Origin of the sequence: Streptomyces ochraceiscleroticus (assembly GCF_000720485.1) — a bacterium.
Classification (GTDB): domain Bacteria; phylum Actinomycetota; class Actinomycetes; order Streptomycetales; family Streptomycetaceae; genus Streptomyces; species Streptomyces ochraceiscleroticus.
In genome coordinates this window covers 269,005-288,333 of sequence record NZ_JOAX01000004.1, presented here as the reverse complement: position 1 = coordinate 288,333, position 19,329 = coordinate 269,005, and the positions used below count along the sequence as shown (strand labels likewise).

Genomic DNA, 19,329 nt, shown 5'->3' with positions numbered 1-19,329 from the left:
ACACCGAAGTCCGCGATGAGAGGCACGGCATGCTTCTTCCCTTTCTCGGCCTCCTGCTGACGGAAGGTCTGCTGGGCGCTTCGGCGCACGCGCCGCCCTCCGCCACGTTGCCGGCCGCCGTCGTCATCGGCGGCTGCCTGCTCGTGGTCGCCGTACGCGAGCGTGTCCGCCACCGGCACCAATGACTCGAAGAAGTCGAATGATGGAGGTCACCGCTTCATGATGGAGGTCACCGCTTCCGCCCGCCGGCGGACCGGACTGCGCGACGCCAACGGCATGGCCGTCGCCTCGTTCGTCATGGGCCTCATCGGATTGCTGGTCATGAACCTGATCCTGGGGCCGGTCGCCATCGTCCTGGCGAGCCTCGCGCTGTCCCGCTCCACCGACCGCCGCTTCCCCGCGCTGGCGGGGCTCGGACTCGGACTCGGCGACCTGCTCGTGTACGGCGTCCTCGTCGCCGCCGACGACTCGGTGGCGTGGACGTTCAGCGGATGAGCAGTCGGCACACGCGGGTGCAGAATGTGGCAGTGCGATTCGGGTTGCTACCAGCGTGTCAGGTCGTAGACGGCCGAGCAGTAGCGATCCACCGCGTCCGAAGGGTTGTACTTCAACTGGTCGCCGGAGACCAGCGTGGGCAGGGCGGTGGCCAGCCCGGTGATGCCGACGGTGACCGCTCCGTTCTCATCCCGAAGAGCGACATCGAGACCGACCACGCCGGGCAGGCCGTCTCCATCCACGTACAAGCGTACGGACCGCTCGTCGAGGAGAAGGAAACCGCGCAGTCGTAGCTCCTCTTCGTCCTCATCGACGGGCGGGCACAGGGCGGCCACCGCGGCGTGGAGCGCATCGGTGAGGTGAAAGACCGGCCCTTCCTCGAGGAAGCGTGTCGCTTCCTCGACGGATACGACGGAGATGCCATGCGCCTCGCGAGGGAGCGCGGGCGTGGGTGTGGTCGGCCGACCGTGCACCCGTTGCCACACGATGCGACGCAGCAGCACTGACAGTTCGTCAGGCGGTACGTTGTCGCCGTCGCGGCCGACCAAAGGGAGGTCGTAGGCCACCGAGCTGGCGAGATCATTGCCGTCCCAGACGACCACCCTGCCCACTCCCGGTGCCTCAGGCGGTGGCAGCACCCCTCGTACCAGAGGGCCCGTCGCACCGAGTGCCGGTGCGGTGAACCGCAACATCTCGTGGACCAGAGACGCTTGAAGGCCCGCGAGGCTTTCCTTACTCCAGTGCTGCATTCCGCCGCATCCTCGTAGTTCGGCCGCGCTCAGGTGTTGTTGACTGCATCCGGGCCCTTGTTGTGGGCGACACGCTCACAGTATGCGGTGATCGTGCCGATCTTCCCGAGACGATTCGTCAGTTCGCCGCCGCACACTCGACGAGCGTCCTTCTCCTCCTCCGGCGCTCGTCTGATGAATGGACTCCTCGCTGATGACACAGCTTGCAGCCGGGTACTCACCTGCGGGATTCAGCAACCGCTGGTTCCAGTGAAGCAACCAGGCAAGTACAGCGGGAAGAGGTGCGAGTGACAGTGCGGGAGCAGCTCCGGGTGGGGTGGCGATGGCTGGGTTGGGAGGCGGCAGCGGTCGGGCGTACGGTCCGGTATGCGATACGCGGTACGGGCCCGGAGCGCGACACGATGGTGCAGGCGCTGAAGATGGCCGGTGCCGCGATCGCCGCGTGGGCGCTGGCCGGGTGGTGGCTGAAGGCACCGCTGGCGCTGATGGCGCCGTGGACGGCGCTCGCGCTGGTCGACGCCACGGTCTACCGTTCCCTGCGCTCCGGCCTGCAGCAGATCTCCGTGATCGTCGTCGGTGCGGTGTGGGCGTCGCTCGCGATGGCCCTGGCCGGTGGCAGCACGCTGGGCGCCATGATCATTGCCTTGCCGGTGCTGGCCCTGGTGGGCACCTACCGCCGCTTCGGCGCGCAGGGCATCTACGGGTCGACGACGGCGCTGTTCGTCATCACCTACGGCGCGTACTCGCTGACCGAGGTGGGCCACCGGCTGCTGGAGACCTGCATCGGCGCCGTCATCGGCATCAGCGTGAACGCCTTCGTCTTCCCGCCCATCCATCTGCGCTCCGTGTACGACCAGCTGCAGCGCCTGCCGCGCGACAGTGCCGATCTGCTGCGGCACATGGCCGACGGGCTGCGGGAAGAGTGGGGATCGGCCGAGGCAGAGGAGTGGCGGGACCGCGCCCGGCGCCTCCAGCCGATCCTGCGCTCGCTGGCCGACGCACGCCAGTGGACCAACGAGAGCCTGCGTCTCAACCCCGCCTGGAATCTGCGCCGGAGGAGCCCGCAGCCTCCGCCGGAGTCGGAGGACACCCGCTGGCACGACATCACCGAACACCTGACGGTCATCAGCCGGACGCTGGCCAGGACAACCGGCGAGGACAGCGACCTCGCCCGCCCCGCCCCCGCGTTCCTGGACCGGTATGCGGTCCTGGCCGAGCGGACGGCCGAGGTCTGCGCGGCCGAAGCCGGTCTGTTCGACCAGGACGAGGACGAGAAGTCGGCCCGGGAACGGCGGAAACAGGCCGCGCAGGATGCCTGGCGCTACTACGACAGCCTGGCCGACGCCTTCGGCCAGGAGACCGGCCCCGCTGCCGCGGTCAGCGGGGAACTGCTGGTGGAGACCCGGCAGTTGCTGTCCGTACTCGCCCCCCACCACGGCCGGGAACCACAGTGAAAGAAGAAGGAAAACGCCGGTGACGACCGCACCGGCCACCGCCACGTGCAGACCAGCCGCCGTCCGGTACTCCGCTGAACCGAGTCCCAGTCCGCGTCGGCCAGTATCCGCTGACGCAGGGCAGTACAGGCCCGGCGTTCTCGTTCCGGCAGTCGGCCGACCTCGGGTTCGGAATAAAAACCTGGTGCGTCTGCGGCGTTCGCATTCGTATGCTCGTGCGAGATTCAGGCGGATGGGAGGTGGAGACAGTGAAGCTTGCTGAGGCGCTGGCAGAACGGGCGGAGGCGACGCGGCGCGTGGAACAGCTGCGCGCACGCGTGGTGAGCAGTGCGCGTTACCAGGAGGGGGAGACGCCTGCTGAGGATGCGGCTCTGCTGCTGGCCGAGGCCGGTGAGGTGATGGACTCCCTCGAGACGTTGATCCGGCGCATCAACCGGACCAACGCCGCGGTGGAGATGGGGGAGGACGGTACGCTCACCGACGCGCTCGCGCGCCGGGACGTGCTGCGGCTGCGTCACTCGGTGGTCACTGCGGCGGCGGATGCGGCAGCAGGTACGGGCGAGCGGGGGTACGGTCGGCAGCTCCGCTCTGAGCTGATGATGCTCTCCGCGCTTCCGGTCGCGGAACTGCGCGGTCAGGCAGACGACCTCGCACGGGAGATCCGTGAGATCGATGTGCGGATCCAGCGGAAGAACTGGGAGGCCGATCTGCTGGACTGAGCGCTCCCAGCAGGGCAGGACGATGCGGAGCAGGTAGGCGTTTCGGAGGCGTGCACACACCGAGGGCCGGCGGTTTTCCGGCCCTTCCTGGCGCGTGAAGAGCAACGCTGGGGTTCGATTCCCCACCAACAGTGCAGCTCAGCACCGCGCACAGGTAACAGTGCACAACGCACAGCACATCACCACGTGCAGATCCGGGCGACGAGGGCGGGTTCGGGGTCTTCCGCAGCACAGCAAATCGCAACTTCCGAGGGTCTACGTCATGAGGGAGACCTCCGGAGGCGGCGGCAGTCCGGGCCGGTGACGGCGAACCAACGGTTCGTTGGGTGGTTGCTCCGGCTCGAAAACGTCATCAGTGGTGGCCCGGCGACGGCGAACCGGCTCCCTCCGCGTCACGGGCCTCCCGCCCGCCGCCCCCTGGCTGCTCCTCGTGGCAGTACCGGCACTGGCCGTGCTGCTGCCCCGTCGCGTATCGGTCGGCAACGCGCAGTAAGGCGTCCTCGGCCGACGGTCAGTCGCGGGGTGGGGCCGTGCTCTTCCTGACGACGAGGCTGGTGGCCAGTTCGAGCCTGGTCGTCACGGGTTCCTGTGCCCGCATGCGCAGCAGCATCTGGGTCGCCTCCTCGGCCATCTGCCGCAGTGGCTGGTGCACCGTGGTGAGCGCCGGGCTGGACCAGCGCGCGACCGGTACGTCGTCGTAGCCGACCACGGACAGGTCGTGCGGGACACGCAGACCGCTGACGCGGGCCGCCTCCAGGGCGCCCAGCGCCTGGAGATCGCTGCCCGCGAAGATCGCGGTCGGTGGCCGGGGGAGTCCGAGCAGTTTCCGCGTTCCTTCGTAACCGCCCTCCACGTGGAAGTCGCCGTACAGGACGAGATCGGGGTCGGTCTCCAGGCCCGCCATGCTCATCGCCGAGCGGTAGCCGTCCAGGCGCGCCAGCGAGCAGAGCATGTCGTCGGGGCCGGTGATGATGCCGATGCGGCGGTGCCCGGACTCGATGAGATGGCGCGTCGCCGCTAGCCCGCCGCTCCAGTTGGCCGAGCCCACCGAGGGCACGTCGGGGTCGGGGTCGCCGGCCGGGTCGACGATGACGAAGGGGATGGAACGCGAGCGAAGCTGCTGCTTGACCTCTGCCGGCAGGGCGGAGAAGACCAGCACCACGCCGAGCGGCCGGCGTTGCAGGACCCCTTCGATCCAGTCGGGGCCTGGGGCCTGCCGGGTCCCGCTCTCGGTGAGGACGACGCCGGCCTGGTGGTCCTTGGCGACGTTCTGCACGCCCCGGATCAGCTCCATTGCCCAGATGCTGTCCAGTTCGTGGAAGACGAGCTCGATGAGCGGCGCCTCCTGGGCCGAGCGCGTCGTGCGCCGGTAGGCATGCGCCTCCAGCAGGCGTTCCACCTTGAGCCTGGTCGGTGCGGCGACGTCCTGCCGCCCGTTGAGCACTTTCGAAACTGTCGAGAGGGAAACGCCGGCCTTCTTGGCCACCTGGGCCAGGGTGATACGGCCCAACTCCTGGTCATCGCGCATGGTGAGGAGCATAGAGCACGAATAACTCCGAGCGCAGCGTCACGAGTTGGTAACTCGGCCCCCAAGGGTTGACCTGCCTCAGTGGGGAGTTCTAGCGTCCCGACGCATGAAGTTTCGGTAATCCTGCCGAAATACTTTCGAGAGGTGTGCCGATGAGGCAACGCGCACGGTTTCTGCGGAACACCGCTGTCGGCGGTGCGGCTCTGACCCTGGTACTCACCCTGTCGGCATGCGGAGGGGGCGGCTCGGACTCCGCGGGCGGGGACGACGGCAGGATCCACGTCCTGGTCTACGGCGACAGCGCCAACAAGGTGGAGAAGCGGATCATCGCCACCTTCAACAAGACGTCCGAGGTGAAGGCGGTCCTGGACACCATCCCGGGCGCCGACTACCAGGCCAAGCTGCAGACCATCATCAACAGCGAGCAGGCACCCGACGTCTTCTTCAACTGGGGCGGCGGCAGCATCAGGCCGTTCGTCGACGCCGGACTCCTCATGCCGCTCGACGACTTCATCGCCAAGGACCCGGACCTGAAGGACAAGTTCCTGCCCACGGTGTTCGAGAGCGCGGAGGTGGACGGGAAGCCGTACGGAATCCCGATGCGCGGCACCCAGCCCGTGCTGCTGTTCCACAACAAGAAGGTGCTCAAGGAGACCGGTGTCGAGCCGCCGAAGACCTGGGACGACATGCTGGCAGCGGTAGGGAAGCTCAAGGCGAAGGGCGTCACGCCGATCGCGCTGGGCGGCGGCGACAAGTGGCCCACCCTCATGTGGTTCGAGTATCTCTACGACCGGGTGGCCGGACCCGGGCTGCTCCAGAAGGCGCTGGCCGGGGACAAGGACGTCTGGGCGAGCGCCGACAGCAGAAAGGCTCTCGGCATGATCAGAGAGCTGGCGGACGCCGGCGCGTTCGGTACCCACTACGACTCGGTGAAGTTCACCGACCAGGGCTCACCCACCCTGCTGGCCACCGGCAAGGCCGGATTCGAGCTGATGGGCTCGTGGGAGTACGCCACCCAGCAGGAGAGCCACCCGAAGTTCGCCGAGCGCGACCTCGGCCACAGTGCGTTCCCGGCGGTCGACGGCGGCAAGGGCGATCCGGCCGACCTCGTCGGCAACACCAACAACTTCTACTCCGTACTGAAGAAGACGAAGCATCCCGAGGCGGTCGCGGAGTTCCTGAAGCTGCAGTACTCGGAAGAGTCCGTCAAGGCGCAGCTCGCCATCGGCAACGTGCCCACCACCACGGACACCGAGAAGCACCTCGACGCCGCCGCCGACCCGGACTTCGCCCGTTCCCAGCTCAAGATGGTCGAGAAGGCCCCCGCCTTCCAGCTGTCGTGGGACCAGGCATACCCGCAGACGGCGACGGTCGGCATGCACCAGGCCGTGCAGCAGTTCCTCAACGGCGGACTCGACGAGGACGGCTTCATCAAGGCTATGCAGGCCCTGCCCACGTCCTGACCGCGCCGGCCTCCCGACTTGGATCCCCTCTCATGACCACTCGTTCCGGCACCGGCGTCAGCCGCCCGGGTTTCGTCTGGGCGGCACCCGCCGCCGTCTTCTTCGGTCTCTTCGCGCTCCTGCCGCTCGTCCTGGTCGTCGTGCTCTCCTTCGCCGAGTGGAACGGACTGAGCAGCCCGCGGTTCTCCGGACTGGGCAACTGGCAGCGGCTGTTCGACGACCCCGTCATGCTCAAGAGCCTCTGGCTGAGCGTCCTGCTCACCGTGCTCGGCGTCGTCGTGCAGAGCCCGCTGAGCATCCTGCTCGGCGTCTGGGCCGCCGGCCACCAGCGCAACCGCGCCGTCCTCTCGGCGATCTACTTCGTCCCGCTGCTGCTGTCGGCGGCCGCCGTGTCCGTACTGTGGCGGGCCGTCCTCGACCCCAACTTCGGTGTGCCGGCGCACGCCGAGTGGCTCGTCGGCGACGGCAACCTCTTCGGTACGCAGAGCAGCGCCATCGGTGTCCTCGCCTTCGTGAGCGCCTGGCAGTTCACACCACTGCACACGCTCATCCACCAGGGAGCGGCGCGCGCGGTGCCCCAGGTCCTCTACCAGGCGGCACAGATCGACGGCGCGGGCAAGGTCCGGCAGTTCTTCCACATCACCCTGCCGCAGCTGCGCAACAGCATCATCACGTCCATGATCCTGATGGTGGTGGGCGGCCTGACGACCTTCGACACCGTCCTCATCCTCACGCAGGGCGGCCCGGGAACGGACACCACGATCAGCGCCTACTACATGTACCAAAAGGCATTCAAGAACTTCGACTACGGGACGGCCTCGGCGATCGGCGTGCTGCTCGTCCTGGTCGCCACGGTCATCTCGCTGATCGTGGTGCGGCTCTCGGGCTACGACAGGATGCGCAGCACGATGGAGGGCCTGTGAGCAAGCGCCGCCCCAACTACCTCGCCGGCTTCGGTTCCCTGATCTGGCTCTTCCTGGTCGGGCTGCCGCTGTACGTGATGCTCGTCGCCACGCTCCAGTCGCGGGCCGACTACGCGGCGAACGGGCCACTGTCCTTCCCGGAGAACCTCACCTTCGACAACTACATCAAGGACTTCAACAGCGGGTTCGGGCAGTACTTCCTCAACACGGCCATCGTCACCGTGTGTGTGGTGGGCATCGTCGTGCTCCTCGTGCCGCCGCTGTCGTACGCCATCGTGCGGAGCCGCAGCCGGCTGACGAACACGGTCTTCCGGCTCTTCCTGCTCGGTCTCGCCATTCCCTCTCAGGCCGTCATCGTCCCCATGTTCTTCGTCATGAGCGAGGCCGGCCTCTACGACAACCTCATCGGTGTCGTCCTGCCGACCGCGGCCTTCGCCATGCCGGTGTGCGCCCTGATCCTCAGCGGGGTGATGCGTGACATCACGCCGGAGCTGTACGAGGCGATGACGGTGGACGGCGCCTCACCCCGGCGGGTCTTCTTCCAGCTGGTCTTGCCGCTCTCCCGCAGCGGCCTCTCGACGATCGTCGTCTTCTCCGCCCTGCAGGCATGGAACGGTTTCCTCTTCCCCCTGGTGCTCACGCAGTCCGCCGGCACCAAGGTCATCACCATGGGCCTCTACGACTTCCAGACCGAACACGGGGTCGACATCCCGGGCATGCTCGCCGCGGTCGTCCTGTCCATGCTCCCCATCCTGCTCGTTTATCTGTTCGCCCGCCGCGCCCTGGTCCAGGGCCTGATGGGCGTCGGAGGAAAGTGACCGGCCACGTGTCCGTACAGACCGAACAGCCCGAAGAAGGCCGCCTCCCGCTGTGGCGGGACCCGGCCCGCGACCCGGGGGAGCGGGCCGACGCCCTGCTCGCCGGGATGACCCTCCAGGAGAAGACCGCCCAGCTCTTCGGAGTGTGGGTCGGGGCCTCCGACGAGGGCGCCGAAGTCGCCCCGCATCAGCACGACATGGAGGAGCCAGTACCCCTCGACGACCTGCTGCCCCACGGCCTCGGCCAGTTGACCCGCCCCTTCGGGACGACGCCCGTCGATCCCGCCCTCGGCGCGCTGTCACTGCTGCGCACCCAGCGCAGGATCGCCGGCGCGAACCGTTTCGGGATACCGGCGCTGGCGCATGAGGAGTGCCTCGCGGGTTTCGCCGCCTGGGGCGCGACCGCCTACCCCGTGCCCCTCTCCTGGGGTGCCACCTTCCACCCCGAGCTGATCCAGGACATGGCCGCGGCGATCGGCCGCGACCTGCGCGCGGTCGGCGTCCACCAGGGCCTCGCCCCGGTCCTCGACGTCGTACGCGACGCCCGCTGGGGCCGGGTCGAGGAATCCATCGGCGAGGACCCCTACCTCGTCGGCACCATCGGCACGGCCTACGTACGCGGCCTGGAATCCGCCGGCGTCGTCGCCACCCTCAAACACTTCGCCGGATACTCCGCCTCCCGCGCGGGACGCAACCTGGCCCCCGTCGGCATGGGCCCCCGCGAGCGCGCGGACGTCATCCTGCCTCCCTTCGAGATGGCCGTACGCGAGGGCGGCGTCCGGTCGGTGATGCACGCGTACACCGACACCGACGGCATCCCCTCGGCGGCCGACGAACGACTGCTGACCGGACTGCTCCGCGACACCTGGGGCTTCGAGGGAACGGTGGTCGCCGACTACTTCGGGATCCCCTTCCTGCAAACCCTGCACGGTGTCGCCGGAAGCCTCGGCGAGGCCGCGGCCGTCGCCCTCACCGCGGGCGTCGACGTGGAGTTTCCCACGGTGAAGGCGTTCGGTGCGCCGCTGCGCGACGCGCTCGCCCGGGGGCTGGTTCCCGAAGCGGCCGTGGACCGCGCCGTTCGCCGGGTCCTGATACAGAAGGCCCAGCTGGGGCTGCTCGACGCCGACTGGGACCCGACACCGGCAGCCCTCGCCGGAACGGACGCGCACACGGACGCGGACACGGCGGACCTGCGCGGCACCGTCGACCTCGATACGGCGGACAACCGCGCCCTGGCCCGCCGCGTCGCGGAACAGGCCGTCGTCCTGCTCCGCAACGACGGCACACTGCCCCTCGCGGCAGGCCGCGCCCCGGCGCGCATCGCGCTGATCGGACCCAACGCCGACACACCGACGGCCGTCCTCGGCTGCTACTCCTTCCCCGTACACGTGGGCAGCCAGCACCCGGAGGCGCCCGCGGGCATCGAACTGCCGACCCTGCGCGAGGCACTGGCCGCCGAGTTCCCGGACAGCGAGATCGTCACCGCTCCGGGTACCACTGTCGACGGCACCGGCACCGACGGCTTCGCCGAGGCCGCCGAGCTGGCACGCGGCGCCGGCCTGGTGATCGCCGTACTCGGTGACCGGGCCGGGCTCTTCGGCCGCGGGACCAGTGGTGAGGGCTGCGACGCCGAGTCACTGGCCCTGCCCGGGGTGCAGGAGCAGCTGCTCGACACACTGCTGGACACCGGCACGCCGTTGGTCGTCACCCTGCTCGCCGGCCGTCCCTACGCCCTGGGCCGTGCCGCGGACGAAGCCGCCGCCATCGTCCAGACGTTCTTCCCCGGCGAGGAGGGGACGACGGCCCTCGCCTCCGTCCTCAGCGGACGTGTCGCCCCCACGGGCCGGCTTCCCGTCAGCGTGCCGCGCCTCCCGGGCGCCCAGCCGTCCACGTACCTCGCGGCCCGCCTGGGCCACGCCACCGAGGTCTCGAACATCGACCCGGCCCCCGCCTTCGGCTTCGGCCACGGACTGACGTACACCACCTTCGACTGGTCACACCTCGTCGTGGAGAACGAAGAGGCCGGTACCGACGGAGAGTTCGAGCTGGCCTGCACCGTACGCAACACCGGGGCACGCCGTGGCACCGAAGTCGTCCAGCTGTATCTGCACGATCCCGTCGCCTCCGTCGTCCAGCCCGTGCAGCGCCTCATCGGTTACGTACGCGTCGGCCTGGCGCCCGGCGAGGCGGCGGAGGTGCGAGCCACCGTCCCCGCCGACCTCGCGTCCTTCACCGGCCGCGACGGCCACCGCATCGTCGAACCGGGCGAGCTGGAACTGCGATTCAGCGCGTCCAGCACGGATGCCCGGCTGACGGCCCGACTGGAACTCACCGGCCCGGTCCGCACGGTGGACCACCGGCGCCGACTGCACGCGGACTTTCAGGTGACGCACCGTCAGGAGCGGTAAATATCCCTTCGACCCCACGCCGGGTGCCGTAAAGAAACCACTGAGGCCGCACCAGAGGCCGTAACGGCCTTTCCCCGTGCCCGGCTGCCGGCCCAACCGGTGGCCGGGCACGTGCCCGTGCCGTGCCCGTGGGCCGTACCCTTGGCGACCGCGGTTGTGCCGGTGCGGCTCATTTCTCTCCGGATACGGTGGGGCGCCGGGGTGCACGGCTACCTGACGCGGCGGATGGGGATGATCGCCAGAGCCCCGATGAAGACGGCGACGGCTCCCGTGCCGAAGAGCGCGGTGAAGTTCTGTGGGTTGGTGGCGGAGATTCCGATGGCGAGCAGCGTCGGTGCGATGGCGGGCACGAGCGAAGACGGCAGCGACATGGCGAGGTTCATGATGCCGAGGTCTTTGGCGGTGTCTTTCCGGTCCGGCAGGACCTCGGTGATGAGTGCGAAGTCCACCGCGAAATAGACGCTTTGGCCTATCCCCATGATGGCGACGGCCGCGAGGAATCCGGTGAAATCGGTTGCCAACGCGGTGAGACCGAGCCCGATGGCGAGCAGTATGGCGGAGACGATGACGAACGGCTTGCGCCGGCCGACCTTGTCGGAGATCTTTGCCGCGAGTGGTGAGAAGACAAGGGCCATACCCGTTCCCACCAAGGTGGCTTGGAGCACGGTCGTACCGACGGTCGCCGGATCGGCGTTCAGAACCTTGATGAGGTAGAAGGCCTGGTACGAATTGACGGAGGCGACGCCGAAGAAGATGCAGAACCGGCTGAACCAGGCGAGCCCGAACGACGGATGGCGCAGCGGATTGACCCAGAACGTCGCCAGCGTGGCCCGGAGGGTGATGGGCGGGCGTTCGGTGCGATCGAGACGCCGGTCTCTCATGAAGGCTGCGAGGAAGAGTGAGGCGATGACGCCCACGCCGGTGGGGAAGAGAACCATCAGGCCGAGATCCGGCTGTCCCAACTGGGCCAGGAAGGTCCCGAGGACCGCACCGACGGGCGCCCCCAGGCCGATCGCCGCCGAGGCGGGGCCGCGCTGTTCGGCCGGAACCTGGTCGGGAACGATCGCGTTGCAGGCGACGAGTCCGCAGATGGCCCCGACGGAAAGAGTGACATAGGCCAGGGCGAGGGCCGGCGTCGAACGAGCGATGACCTCCAGAAGACCTCCGGCAGTCATGATGACGGCCCCGGCGAGCAGGTACGGGCGGCGGCGGCCGAGGCGTGACAGGGTGCGGTCGCTGAGCCTGCCGATGAGGGGATAGCCGAGGAGCTGAGCCACTCCTCCGGCCGTGACGGCCACGGAGAGCACCGTTGTGGCCCGGCCGCTGTCGATCTCGCCGGCGGCGATGGACAGGGTGAGGACCGCGGCGGCGAGGAGGACTCCGTTGAGGGAGCCGGCCACGAGGGCGAGCACGGCGATGAGTCCGCGGCGCGGATCCTGAGCAGGGGAGGTGGGTATGTCTGCCGGGGTGAAGGGAACGGCATTGGCGGCCATCGAGAACTCCTTTGTCCATTCGAGGAACGACCGTGCTGTTCGGCGTCACTTCACAACAGGCTCCGGCGTCGGCATGGTGACGCGGAGGTCGTGGGCACCGGGGGCGAGAGACGTGGAATGCCCGCCGACGACGAGGACGGCGTCGACGCCGTGCGGGACATCGGCGTGGATCGCGGCGTCGTCGCCGGTGAGGGTCCACGCGACGCGGATCGGGCCGTACGGTGTCCAGACCTCGGCGTCGGCGTGATCCAGCTGTCCGGCGAGGTCGGGTTCGATCACGACGGACCGGAATCCCGGCGCCGTGGCTCGGATTCCGGCTATGCGCCGGTAGAGCACGTCGTCCACGCAGCCGAAGGCATAGTGATTGAAGGAGACGGCACGAACCGAGCCGTCGGGTGCGATCGCGTCCCATGACTCCCAGATGGTGGTGGCGCCGCGATCGACCTCGTACAGCCAGGACGGGCACTCGTCCTGCCACAGCAGTCGTCGGGCGAGCTCCGCGTGGCCGGAGTCCCAGAGCACGTCGAGCAGGTGGGGAACGGAGAGGAACCCGGTGTCGAGCCGGTCGCCGCGTTCGGCGATGAGGTCGACGAGGTGCTGGACGAGGAGAGGACGCTTCCGGGCCGGCACCATGTCGAAGGCGAGGGCCAGGACGTAGGGGCCCTGCAGGGCGACCGGCAGGCGGCCCTCGGCGTCGACGTACTCGGCGGCGAAGGCCGCGCGTACCTGTGCGGCCCGGTCGCGGAGGCTTTCGGCGAGGCCGGTGTCGCCGAGTGCGTCGGCCGAACGGGCGGTGATCGTGAGCGTCCACGCCTGGAACATCGGTGCGACGAGTTCGGCCGTCAGCTGCGGAGCGATCCCGATGGCCTCGTGGAGCGGGCGTCCTTCCAGGGTGCTCGGTGTCAGCCAGTCGCCGAAGTGCTCGCCGGCGTTGTACAGGAGGGCTTGACGCTGTTGCCGCTCGGGCGTGAGGGACACGTCGCGCAGCCGCTCGGGGAGTTCGGCGGCCGCCGTGCGCTGGTACTCGATCCACCGCAGCGCGGCGTCGAGTGTGTCGGCCAGGACGCGGCGGTCACCGTACCGTTCGTAGAGCACCCAGGGCACCAGCGCGATGGCGTCGCTCCATCCCGCGCAGGCCACGATGGAGCCGAAACCGCTGCCGGTTGACGCCAGTTCATCGTCGTAGGCCGAGCGGGGCGAGAGGATCGGAACGCGTCCGTCGGCGTCCTGGTCCGCGCGGAGGTTCTCCAGCCACCGCGTCAGGAACGGCGCCACGAGGGCGTTGTTCGTCGCCGACGGGGCGAAGACCTGGATGTCACCGGTCCAGCCGGCGCGTTCGCGCTGCGGGCAGTCCATCGGGACAGAGAGGAAGTTCGTACGCTGGCTCCACACCACGTTGCGGTGCAGTCGGTCGAGGCGCTGGTCGGAGAGGTGCAGCGATCCCGTCTGCCGAAGATCGCTGGACAGCACCACCGCCACGAAGTCGCCCGGTTCCGGCGGGTGTTGGAGTCCGCGCACCCGCACATAGCGGAAGCCGTGGAAGGTGAAGCTGGGCTCCCAGACCTCGGTGGGCCGGCCGGCGGCGACGTAGGTGTCGAGCTGGTCCTTGTTGATGCCTTCGATGTTGACGAACCACCGTCCGTCCGCGTCCAGGGTCTCGGTGTGTTCGAGCGTGATGACATCGCCCTCGCACGGTGCGTGCAGCGTCAGTCGTACGCGTCCCGCGATCACCTGTCCGAAGTCGATGATCCAGCCGTCGTCGGGGTCGGCGATGACGGAGAGCGCGGGCAGTTCGGCGACACGGCGCACCGGTTCCCCGGCGAAGGGAACGAGGACCGCGGGGTCGGCGGTCTCGACTTCGACCGGGTTCCAGGCGGTGTCGTCGAAAGCCGGCGTGCTCCATGCGGGGTCGTGGAGACGCATGTCGAAGCGCTCTCCGATGAACAGGTCCGCATGCGTCCACGGCCCCTCGGCCGACACCACGTCGCCGTCCGAGGCGATACGGCGCCGTCGTCCGTCCTCGGTCTCGACATGCAGTTGCCAGGTCGCACCGGTGGAGGCCCCGAACTGGGCGCTTGATCCGGTGAGTCCGATACGTCCGGCCCACCAGCCGTCCGCCAGGGCCACTCCCAGGACGTTCTCACCGTCTTCGAGCAGGTCCGTCACGTCGTAGCACTGCACGGACAGGCGGGAGGCGTAGCTGTCGAAGCCCGGCGCGAGCACCTGGTCGCCGACGGTCGCGCCGTTGATCTCCGCGGTGTAGACGCCCCGTGCGGTGATGAACAGCCGGGCCCGCGCGACCGGTGCTTCCGGCGTGAAACGCTGCCGGAGCAGCTGGACCGGACGCAGGCGCTCGCTCACGTCGCGCTCGGGGCGGCGCCCTTGGATCCAGTCGAGCAGCGTCCACCGCTCGACCGCGGTGCCACGGGCCTTGGGGAGGACCCAGCGGGCCGTCCAGTCATCCGGGTTCAGCAGTGCGGTCCCGAAGCTGGAGGAGGCCCAGCCGCTCACCGCGCCGTCCTCGTCCCAGACCCGCACGCGCCACTCGTAATCGGAGTCGGAGCCGAGGACGAGGCCGGGAACCTCGACGAGGTGGCTCTCCCGGCTCGGTACCTGGCCGGTGTGTGCGACGACGACGTCGCCCGTGCGGACCTCGATCTCGTAGGCGGCCTGCGCTCGCCCGGGTATCCAGGACAGGCGCGGACGCGGCGTCGCCACAGCCAGCGGGGACGGCTGGTACTCGACGGTCAGGCCGGTGACAGGTGCTGCGACCACAGGTGCTCCTTCGCGGCTCCCTCGCCGCATGGCGAGAACGAAAACCGAAGGTACTCGGCTTTCAAGGAAAAGCCAGCGCGTTCGGTTTTCAGCGGCCCCGTCTGCTCGTACGCTGAAGCCATGAGCAAGTCGGGAGTCCGGGGTAGCTACGCCGTGGGGCGCGAGCGGCGCGAACGCATCATCAAATCCGCCACAGAGCTGTTCTCGACGACCGGATACGCACGGACCTCCATGGCGCGCGTCGCGAAGGACGTCGGCATCTCCACGACCGGACTGCTGCACTACTTCCCGACGAAGCAGCATCTGCTGCTCGCGGTCGCCGAGCACCGCTTCGACGTCGCGACCGCGCTGATGGACGCCTCGACCGAGGCGGACGGCGACTCGCTGATCGAAACCCTGCTCGCGATCACCAAGAGGTTCGTCGACGAACCGGGCCTCATCGAGCTCTTCGTCACGCTGAGTGCCGAGGCCGCCGACCCTTCCAGCGCCGCGCACGAGCTCTTCGCAGCCCGCTACGAGCGCACGGTCGGCGAACTCAGTGCACGGTTCCAGTCATGCGCTCGCAACGGCTCCTTCCGCACGGACATCGACTACGACGCCGTCGCGCGGGAGTGCGTCGCTGTCTCGGACGGCCTTCAGTTGCAGTGGGTGCTCTCCGACGGACGCACCGACCTGCTGGCGGGCACCCGAGCCCACCTCGAACGGCTCACCCAGACCCTCCGCCCTGCCCACGAAGCCGACCCGCGCGCTGAGACCTCGGCATAGGCAGCAGGGCACCCTCGCCCGCCGACCCCGGCCGGCGCCACCGCATGGTGGCCGTCTGAGAGGCCGAGCCGTTCGTTCTGTCAGAGGTTCTCATTCGGCGATTCGGCGGTGGCGGATGAGGGTTGCCGCGGAGACGACGAAGGCGAGGAAGTGCTCGGGCTTGGGTGCGTAGCGGCGATGGAGACGTCGGCGTCCGGACAGCCAGGAGACGGTGCGCCTCACGACCCAGCGGCGCCGACCCAGCCGCTGCGAGGATGCGGTGCCTTGCGGGCCAGGCGATGGCGGATCCCGCGGCCAGCCCATCATCGTCGCAGGTGGCGGTAGTCGTAGCCCTCGGCGGCGCCCCCGGATCGTACCGCCGCGCACCTGCGCACGCTGCACGAGGCGCACGGAGTGCACCTGCCCGCGCTGGAACAGTCCACCCCGCCTGCCGTGATCGACCGCGCAGTGGATACGGCCGACCGGCTGCTCGACTGGCCACGCCCATCGACCGTTATATGGAGGCCTTCTGACAGGTAATCAACCTAGCCAGGAGACCTCCAATGGTGCTGACCATGACTCACCAGGTGTTCTACGCGGGTGAATCGTGAAAGCCACGCGCGTGAAGCACAGGCAGGCCAGGGTTTGCGCCTACTAAAAGACCTTATCGCCGTGCGAGCTGGCCGCTATCCTCGCTGTCAGACATCGTCGCAACCTACGGACTCAACGTGGACCCGAGCGATCAGTACGTGAGCGTGGAACTCAGTAAGAGCCCTGACGAGATCGCGAACGTGCTGTTCGGCAGCATGCTGCCCGACGATCCGCTGGCCCGCCTTGACCTGCGTGCCGCGACCGGTGAACGCGGACTGGCGCTGTTCATGGCGGCGCTGGTCCACCGACTGCCGCAGCGTTCCCTCGAGCGCGACGAGATCGTGGCCTTCGTGGAGCGCAACCGCGCCACCCTGCAGCACGAGGGTTGGCTCGAGTTTCTGATCGACAAACTGCCTGCCGGTCGGTCCAATGACGAGGGTGCGCCTCTGCTGGACGCAATCCGGGACGCCGCAGTGCAGATGCGGCACGCATTACGGGGGCGCCCGCAGGACATCAACGTGATCAGCAACCGGCTCCTGTACCTCTGCATCGCGCTCGACATGAAACTCGGCGACGACGGCTTCACTTACGAGACGGCGGTGGCCTACCTGCGCCGGTCGCAGACGCAGGCGCTCATGTCCGACGCAGCGGTCATGTTCATGTTCGCCGACTACTACCGAAACATGGACGAGATCGACGAGCCGCGCACCGGCCACGTCATGCTGCTCACCGAGTGCGCCCTTCTCGCCGATGCCAACGGCGCGTTGCTCATGGCCAAGGTCCTCCTGCGCGGACTGCCGCCGCCGGTCGATACCGCCGCGTGGCTCGACGTCCGCCGCCGGCTGGCGGCGCGGCTGCGCTCAAGCGGGTCGTGGACCGCCGAAGACGAGTCCTCGCTGGCCCGGGCGGTCGGGCGTTTCACCGACGAGGTCCCCGACGATGACCTCTGAGGCTGCGCTGTTCAGCGCATTGGTCTTGCGGGCCCTCGTTGACGCACGCCGGTACGACCAGGTGCTCGAGCACGCGCCGGCCGTCCTCGACGCGCTGGGCGCCCGCGAGATGGAGCCGGAGGTGGACGCGACGTTCCGCAGTACCGTGCTCGGTTTCGCGGCGGTCTCGGCGTACGGCCTCGGCCGGTTTCCGGAGAGCCTTGCGTACGCCGAGCGCAGCGTTGCCGAGGGCCGCCGGGTCGCCGGGCCAAACCTCAGCCTCGCCCGCGCCCTCGGCAACCGTGCCCTCGCCAAGGAGGCACTCGGCGACCTCGTCGGCGCGCAGGAGGACTACACCGCGGCGCTGGCGATGGCGGGGGGCCTTGACGACGGCGCCGCCTCGGAGGCCATCCAGACGCTGCGCACCAACTACGCCGACTTCCTGCACAACCGCGGCCAGCACCCCGAGGCACAGGCCCTGCTGAGCCTCCTGTCGACGGCGCACGGCGACCTCACGGCGCTGAACAACACGGCGTGGGCCCGGTCGATCCTCGGCGAGCCTGAGCCCGAAGCGATTGCCCGGTTCGAGGACGCACTGCGCCGGGCGAAGGCTGCGGGCAAACTCCAGCTGGCCGGCGTCGCAGCCAGCAACATCGGCATGCTGTACTTCGACCTCGGTGAGCCTGACCGCGCCCTCGCGTACCTGACAGAGTCCGCCGACCTGCTCAGCCGCGAGGCGGAGTCGGAGAGCCTGGCGATAACGGAGTACAACCTCGGCGTCGTCCTGCAGCGGGCCGGGCGGCTCGACGACTCGGTCGCCCACCTCAAGCGGGCGCTGAAGCTGTACCTGCAGCTCACCCCGCGGTCGCTGAAGATCCTCTGGGTGCTGCGGCACATCGCCCTGACGCGCCTCGTGCAGCGTGACTTCCGCCGGGCGCGGGCGGCGCTGCGCCGCGGCATCGCTCTGTACGAGCAGGTCCGGCCCAATGTCGGCCACCGCGAGGACGAGCACTCCGGCGGCTTCGACAGCTACCGCACGCTCATTGAGCTACACCTGTACCTCAGCATGCACGAGAGGTGGATCGACGAGGCATTCGAGCTTGTCGAGCGCGGCCGGGCCCGGTACTGGGCGGAGACGCTGACGCCGCTGGTGCCGGTCCCCGAGCCTGGGCGGTTCCATCCGCAAGGCATTGTCGGCGCCACCGCGCCCGACGTGCTGCTGCTGAGCTTCTTCGTTGGGCCGAACGCCACCTTCCTGATACACGGCCGGGGCGGGCACCTCAGCTCCCGTCGGATCGACATCGGCGCCGACGGACTGCGGGCGCTCGTCCAGGACATGACGTTCGACCTGCTGGCGACGCCCTCTCGCCGGGGTGCGCGGGAGGACAACGCGAAGGCGCTTGCGGCGATGCTGCTGCGGGACATCGACCCGAGCGGCGCACGGGCCGTACTTGTCCTCCCCGACGGTCCGCTCTGGGCGCTGCCCTTCGACGCGCTGCCGTTGCCAGGCGGCGGGTACCTCGGCGACGCCGCCCCCGTCGTCGCCGCGCCCGGCATCCACGTGTTGCGAGCGATGCGCGGTCAGCAGTCCGACGCCGAGCCGGGGCCGGTCGTCGTGGCGCGACCCGAGCTTGGCGCGCACCTGCCCGACCTGCCGGGCGCCGAGCGGCAGGCAGCGGTGATCGCCGGGCTGTTCCCCGCGACGCGGCCGCCGTTGCTCGGCCCCGCGGCGACGTGGCCGGCCCTGCGGGCGGCGCTGCCGACAGCGACCCATGTGCACGTCGCTGCGCACGCGACGGCCCACGCGGGGCAGGAGCCGGCGGTGCTGCTGTGCGACGGGGCCGGCGCACCGGTGTACGTACGCGTCGCCGACATCGCGACGGTGCCGCTGACCGCCGAGCTGGTGTTCCTGGCGGCCTGCAGCACCTCGCTTGGGCCGACATCGAGCGGCGAGGGGCTGATCAGCATCGGCCGCGCCTTCCTGTTCGCCGGGGCCCGGTGCGTCGTCGGCACCCTGTGGCCGGTGCCGGCGGACGAGACGGAGCTGATGGTGGCAGAGTTCTACCGGAGGCTCGCTTGCGGTGCAACGCTGTTGGACGCGCTGCATCAGACCAAGCAGGTCGCGCGGTCGCGCGGTCTGAGCCCGCGGACCTGGGCGGCCTTCCAGGGCGTCGGCAACTTCCTCACGGAGGTGGACGCGGTGGCGGCCTTCGTCGAGCGGTATTGGGAAGCGGAGTGAA

At 69.2% G+C, this 19,329-nt stretch carries 15 protein-coding genes and 1 pseudogene; 11 read left to right on the top strand and 5 right to left on the bottom strand.

The window, feature by feature from the left end:
- Window positions 1-29: 29 nt before the first annotated feature.
- On the top strand, window positions 30-185 hold the full coding sequence (locus tag IG84_RS41515; RefSeq protein WP_169749864.1) for a hypothetical protein: 156 nt from the start codon (window positions 30-32) through the stop codon (window positions 183-185).
- Window positions 186-222: 37 nt separating this feature from the next.
- Window positions 223-495 (top strand): hypothetical protein, encoded by a 273-nt coding sequence (locus tag IG84_RS0107140; protein ID WP_031052682.1) that lies wholly within the window; start codon window positions 223-225, stop codon window positions 493-495.
- 47 nt (window positions 496-542) lie between these two features.
- Here the strand turns inward: IG84_RS0107140 and IG84_RS37730 are convergent, their stop codons facing one another.
- The gene (locus IG84_RS37730) at window positions 543-1,097 is read right to left on the bottom strand and encodes a hypothetical protein (protein ID WP_037799439.1); all 555 of its coding nucleotides are present in this window, start codon (window positions 1,095-1,097) and stop codon (window positions 543-545) included.
- 434 nt (window positions 1,098-1,531) lie between these two features.
- Here IG84_RS37730 and IG84_RS42080 point away from each other — a divergent pair, with 434 nt between their 5' ends.
- Together IG84_RS42080 and IG84_RS0107120 are read left to right on the top strand one after the other, a co-directional pair.
- Window positions 1,532-2,698: an FUSC family protein gene (locus IG84_RS42080; protein ID WP_245659248.1), complete on the top strand. Its 1,167-nt coding sequence runs from the start codon at window positions 1,532-1,534 to the stop codon at window positions 2,696-2,698.
- A gap of 248 nt (window positions 2,699-2,946) precedes the next feature.
- Window positions 2,947-3,417 carry a DIP1984 family protein gene (locus tag IG84_RS0107120; RefSeq protein ID WP_031052676.1) on the top strand — a complete coding sequence of 157 codons (471 nt, stop codon included), beginning with the start codon at window positions 2,947-2,949 and terminating at the stop codon, window positions 3,415-3,417.
- A gap of 511 nt (window positions 3,418-3,928) precedes the next feature.
- On the opposite strand, the gene IG84_RS0107115 is transcribed toward IG84_RS0107120, so the two are convergent.
- Complete coding sequence (locus IG84_RS0107115) at window positions 3,929-4,957, bottom strand: LacI family DNA-binding transcriptional regulator (protein ID WP_031052673.1); 1,029 nt, start codon at window positions 4,955-4,957, stop codon at window positions 3,929-3,931.
- 140 nt (window positions 4,958-5,097) lie between these two features.
- On the opposite strand from IG84_RS0107115, the gene IG84_RS0107110 reads away from it, so the two are divergent.
- The 4 genes from IG84_RS0107110 to IG84_RS0107095 are packed head-to-tail and all read left to right on the top strand — an operon-like array spanning window position 5,098 to window position 10,557.
- On the top strand, window positions 5,098-6,408 hold the full coding sequence (locus tag IG84_RS0107110; protein WP_031052671.1) for an ABC transporter substrate-binding protein: 1,311 nt from the start codon (window positions 5,098-5,100) through the stop codon (window positions 6,406-6,408).
- Between the two features lie 32 nt (window positions 6,409-6,440).
- The gene (locus IG84_RS0107105) at window positions 6,441-7,331 is read left to right on the top strand and encodes a carbohydrate ABC transporter permease (protein ID WP_031052669.1); all 891 of its coding nucleotides are present in this window, start codon (window positions 6,441-6,443) and stop codon (window positions 7,329-7,331) included.
- Entirely contained in the window at window positions 7,328-8,149 is an 822-nt protein-coding gene (locus IG84_RS0107100; RefSeq protein WP_031052659.1) for a carbohydrate ABC transporter permease, read from the top strand. Before IG84_RS0107105 ends, IG84_RS0107100 begins: the two co-directional genes overlap by 4 nt.
- Before the next feature lie 50 nt (window positions 8,150-8,199).
- A complete protein-coding gene (locus IG84_RS0107095; RefSeq protein WP_417828488.1) occupies window positions 8,200-10,557 on the top strand; it encodes a beta-xylosidase/alpha-l-arabinosidase in 2,358 nt (785 codons plus the stop codon).
- 209 nt (window positions 10,558-10,766) lie between these two features.
- Here IG84_RS0107095 and IG84_RS0107090 read toward each other — a convergent pair whose 3' ends face one another.
- Together IG84_RS0107090 and IG84_RS0107085 are read right to left on the bottom strand one after the other, a co-directional pair.
- A complete protein-coding gene (locus tag IG84_RS0107090) occupies window positions 10,767-12,050 on the bottom strand; it encodes an MFS transporter (protein WP_051861470.1) in 1,284 nt (427 codons plus the stop codon).
- A gap of 45 nt (window positions 12,051-12,095) precedes the next feature.
- Window positions 12,096-14,825 carry an alpha-L-rhamnosidase gene (locus IG84_RS0107085; RefSeq protein ID WP_051861469.1) on the bottom strand — a complete coding sequence of 910 codons (2,730 nt, stop codon included), beginning with the start codon at window positions 14,823-14,825 and terminating at the stop codon, window positions 12,096-12,098.
- 120 nt (window positions 14,826-14,945) lie between these two features.
- Between IG84_RS0107085 and IG84_RS0107080 the strand changes: the two genes are divergently transcribed.
- Entirely contained in the window at window positions 14,946-15,590 is a 645-nt protein-coding gene (locus IG84_RS0107080) for a TetR/AcrR family transcriptional regulator (RefSeq protein ID WP_037799436.1), read from the top strand.
- Between the two features lie 90 nt (window positions 15,591-15,680).
- Here the strand turns inward: IG84_RS0107080 and IG84_RS41510 are convergent.
- Window positions 15,681-15,925: pseudogene (locus IG84_RS41510) on the bottom strand (IS5/IS1182 family transposase); the annotation flags it as partial.
- Between the two features lie 372 nt (window positions 15,926-16,297).
- Here IG84_RS41510 and IG84_RS41505 point away from each other — a divergent pair.
- Window positions 16,298-17,110, top strand: coding sequence for a hypothetical protein (locus IG84_RS41505; RefSeq protein WP_031052650.1), 813 nt, complete (start codon window positions 16,298-16,300; stop codon window positions 17,108-17,110).
- A complete protein-coding gene (locus tag IG84_RS0107070) occupies window positions 17,100-19,328 on the top strand; it encodes a CHAT domain-containing protein (protein ID WP_031052648.1) in 2,229 nt (742 codons plus the stop codon). The genes IG84_RS41505 and IG84_RS0107070 overlap by 11 nt, the downstream gene beginning before the upstream one ends.
- Window position 19,329: the final 1 nt, after the last annotated feature.

Coding starts and splice junctions, on each gene's coding strand:
- IG84_RS0107070 (WP_031052648.1), top strand. CDS start 17,100: ATGACCTCTGAGGCTGCGCTGTTCAGCGCATTGGTCTTGCGGGCCCTC.
- IG84_RS0107090 (WP_051861470.1), bottom strand. CDS start 12,050: ATGGCCGCCAATGCCGTTCCCTTCACCCCGGCAGACATACCCACCTCC.
- IG84_RS0107080 (WP_037799436.1), top strand. CDS start 14,946: ATGAGCAAGTCGGGAGTCCGGGGTAGCTACGCCGTGGGGCGCGAGCGG.
- IG84_RS0107110 (WP_031052671.1), top strand. CDS start 5,098: ATGAGGCAACGCGCACGGTTTCTGCGGAACACCGCTGTCGGCGGTGCG.
- IG84_RS41515 (WP_169749864.1), top strand. CDS start 30: ATGCTTCTTCCCTTTCTCGGCCTCCTGCTGACGGAAGGTCTGCTGGGC.
- IG84_RS0107115 (WP_031052673.1), bottom strand. CDS start 4,957: ATGCTCCTCACCATGCGCGATGACCAGGAGTTGGGCCGTATCACCCTG.
- IG84_RS0107105 (WP_031052669.1), top strand. CDS start 6,441: ATGACCACTCGTTCCGGCACCGGCGTCAGCCGCCCGGGTTTCGTCTGG.
- IG84_RS0107140 (WP_031052682.1), top strand. CDS start 223: ATGGAGGTCACCGCTTCCGCCCGCCGGCGGACCGGACTGCGCGACGCC.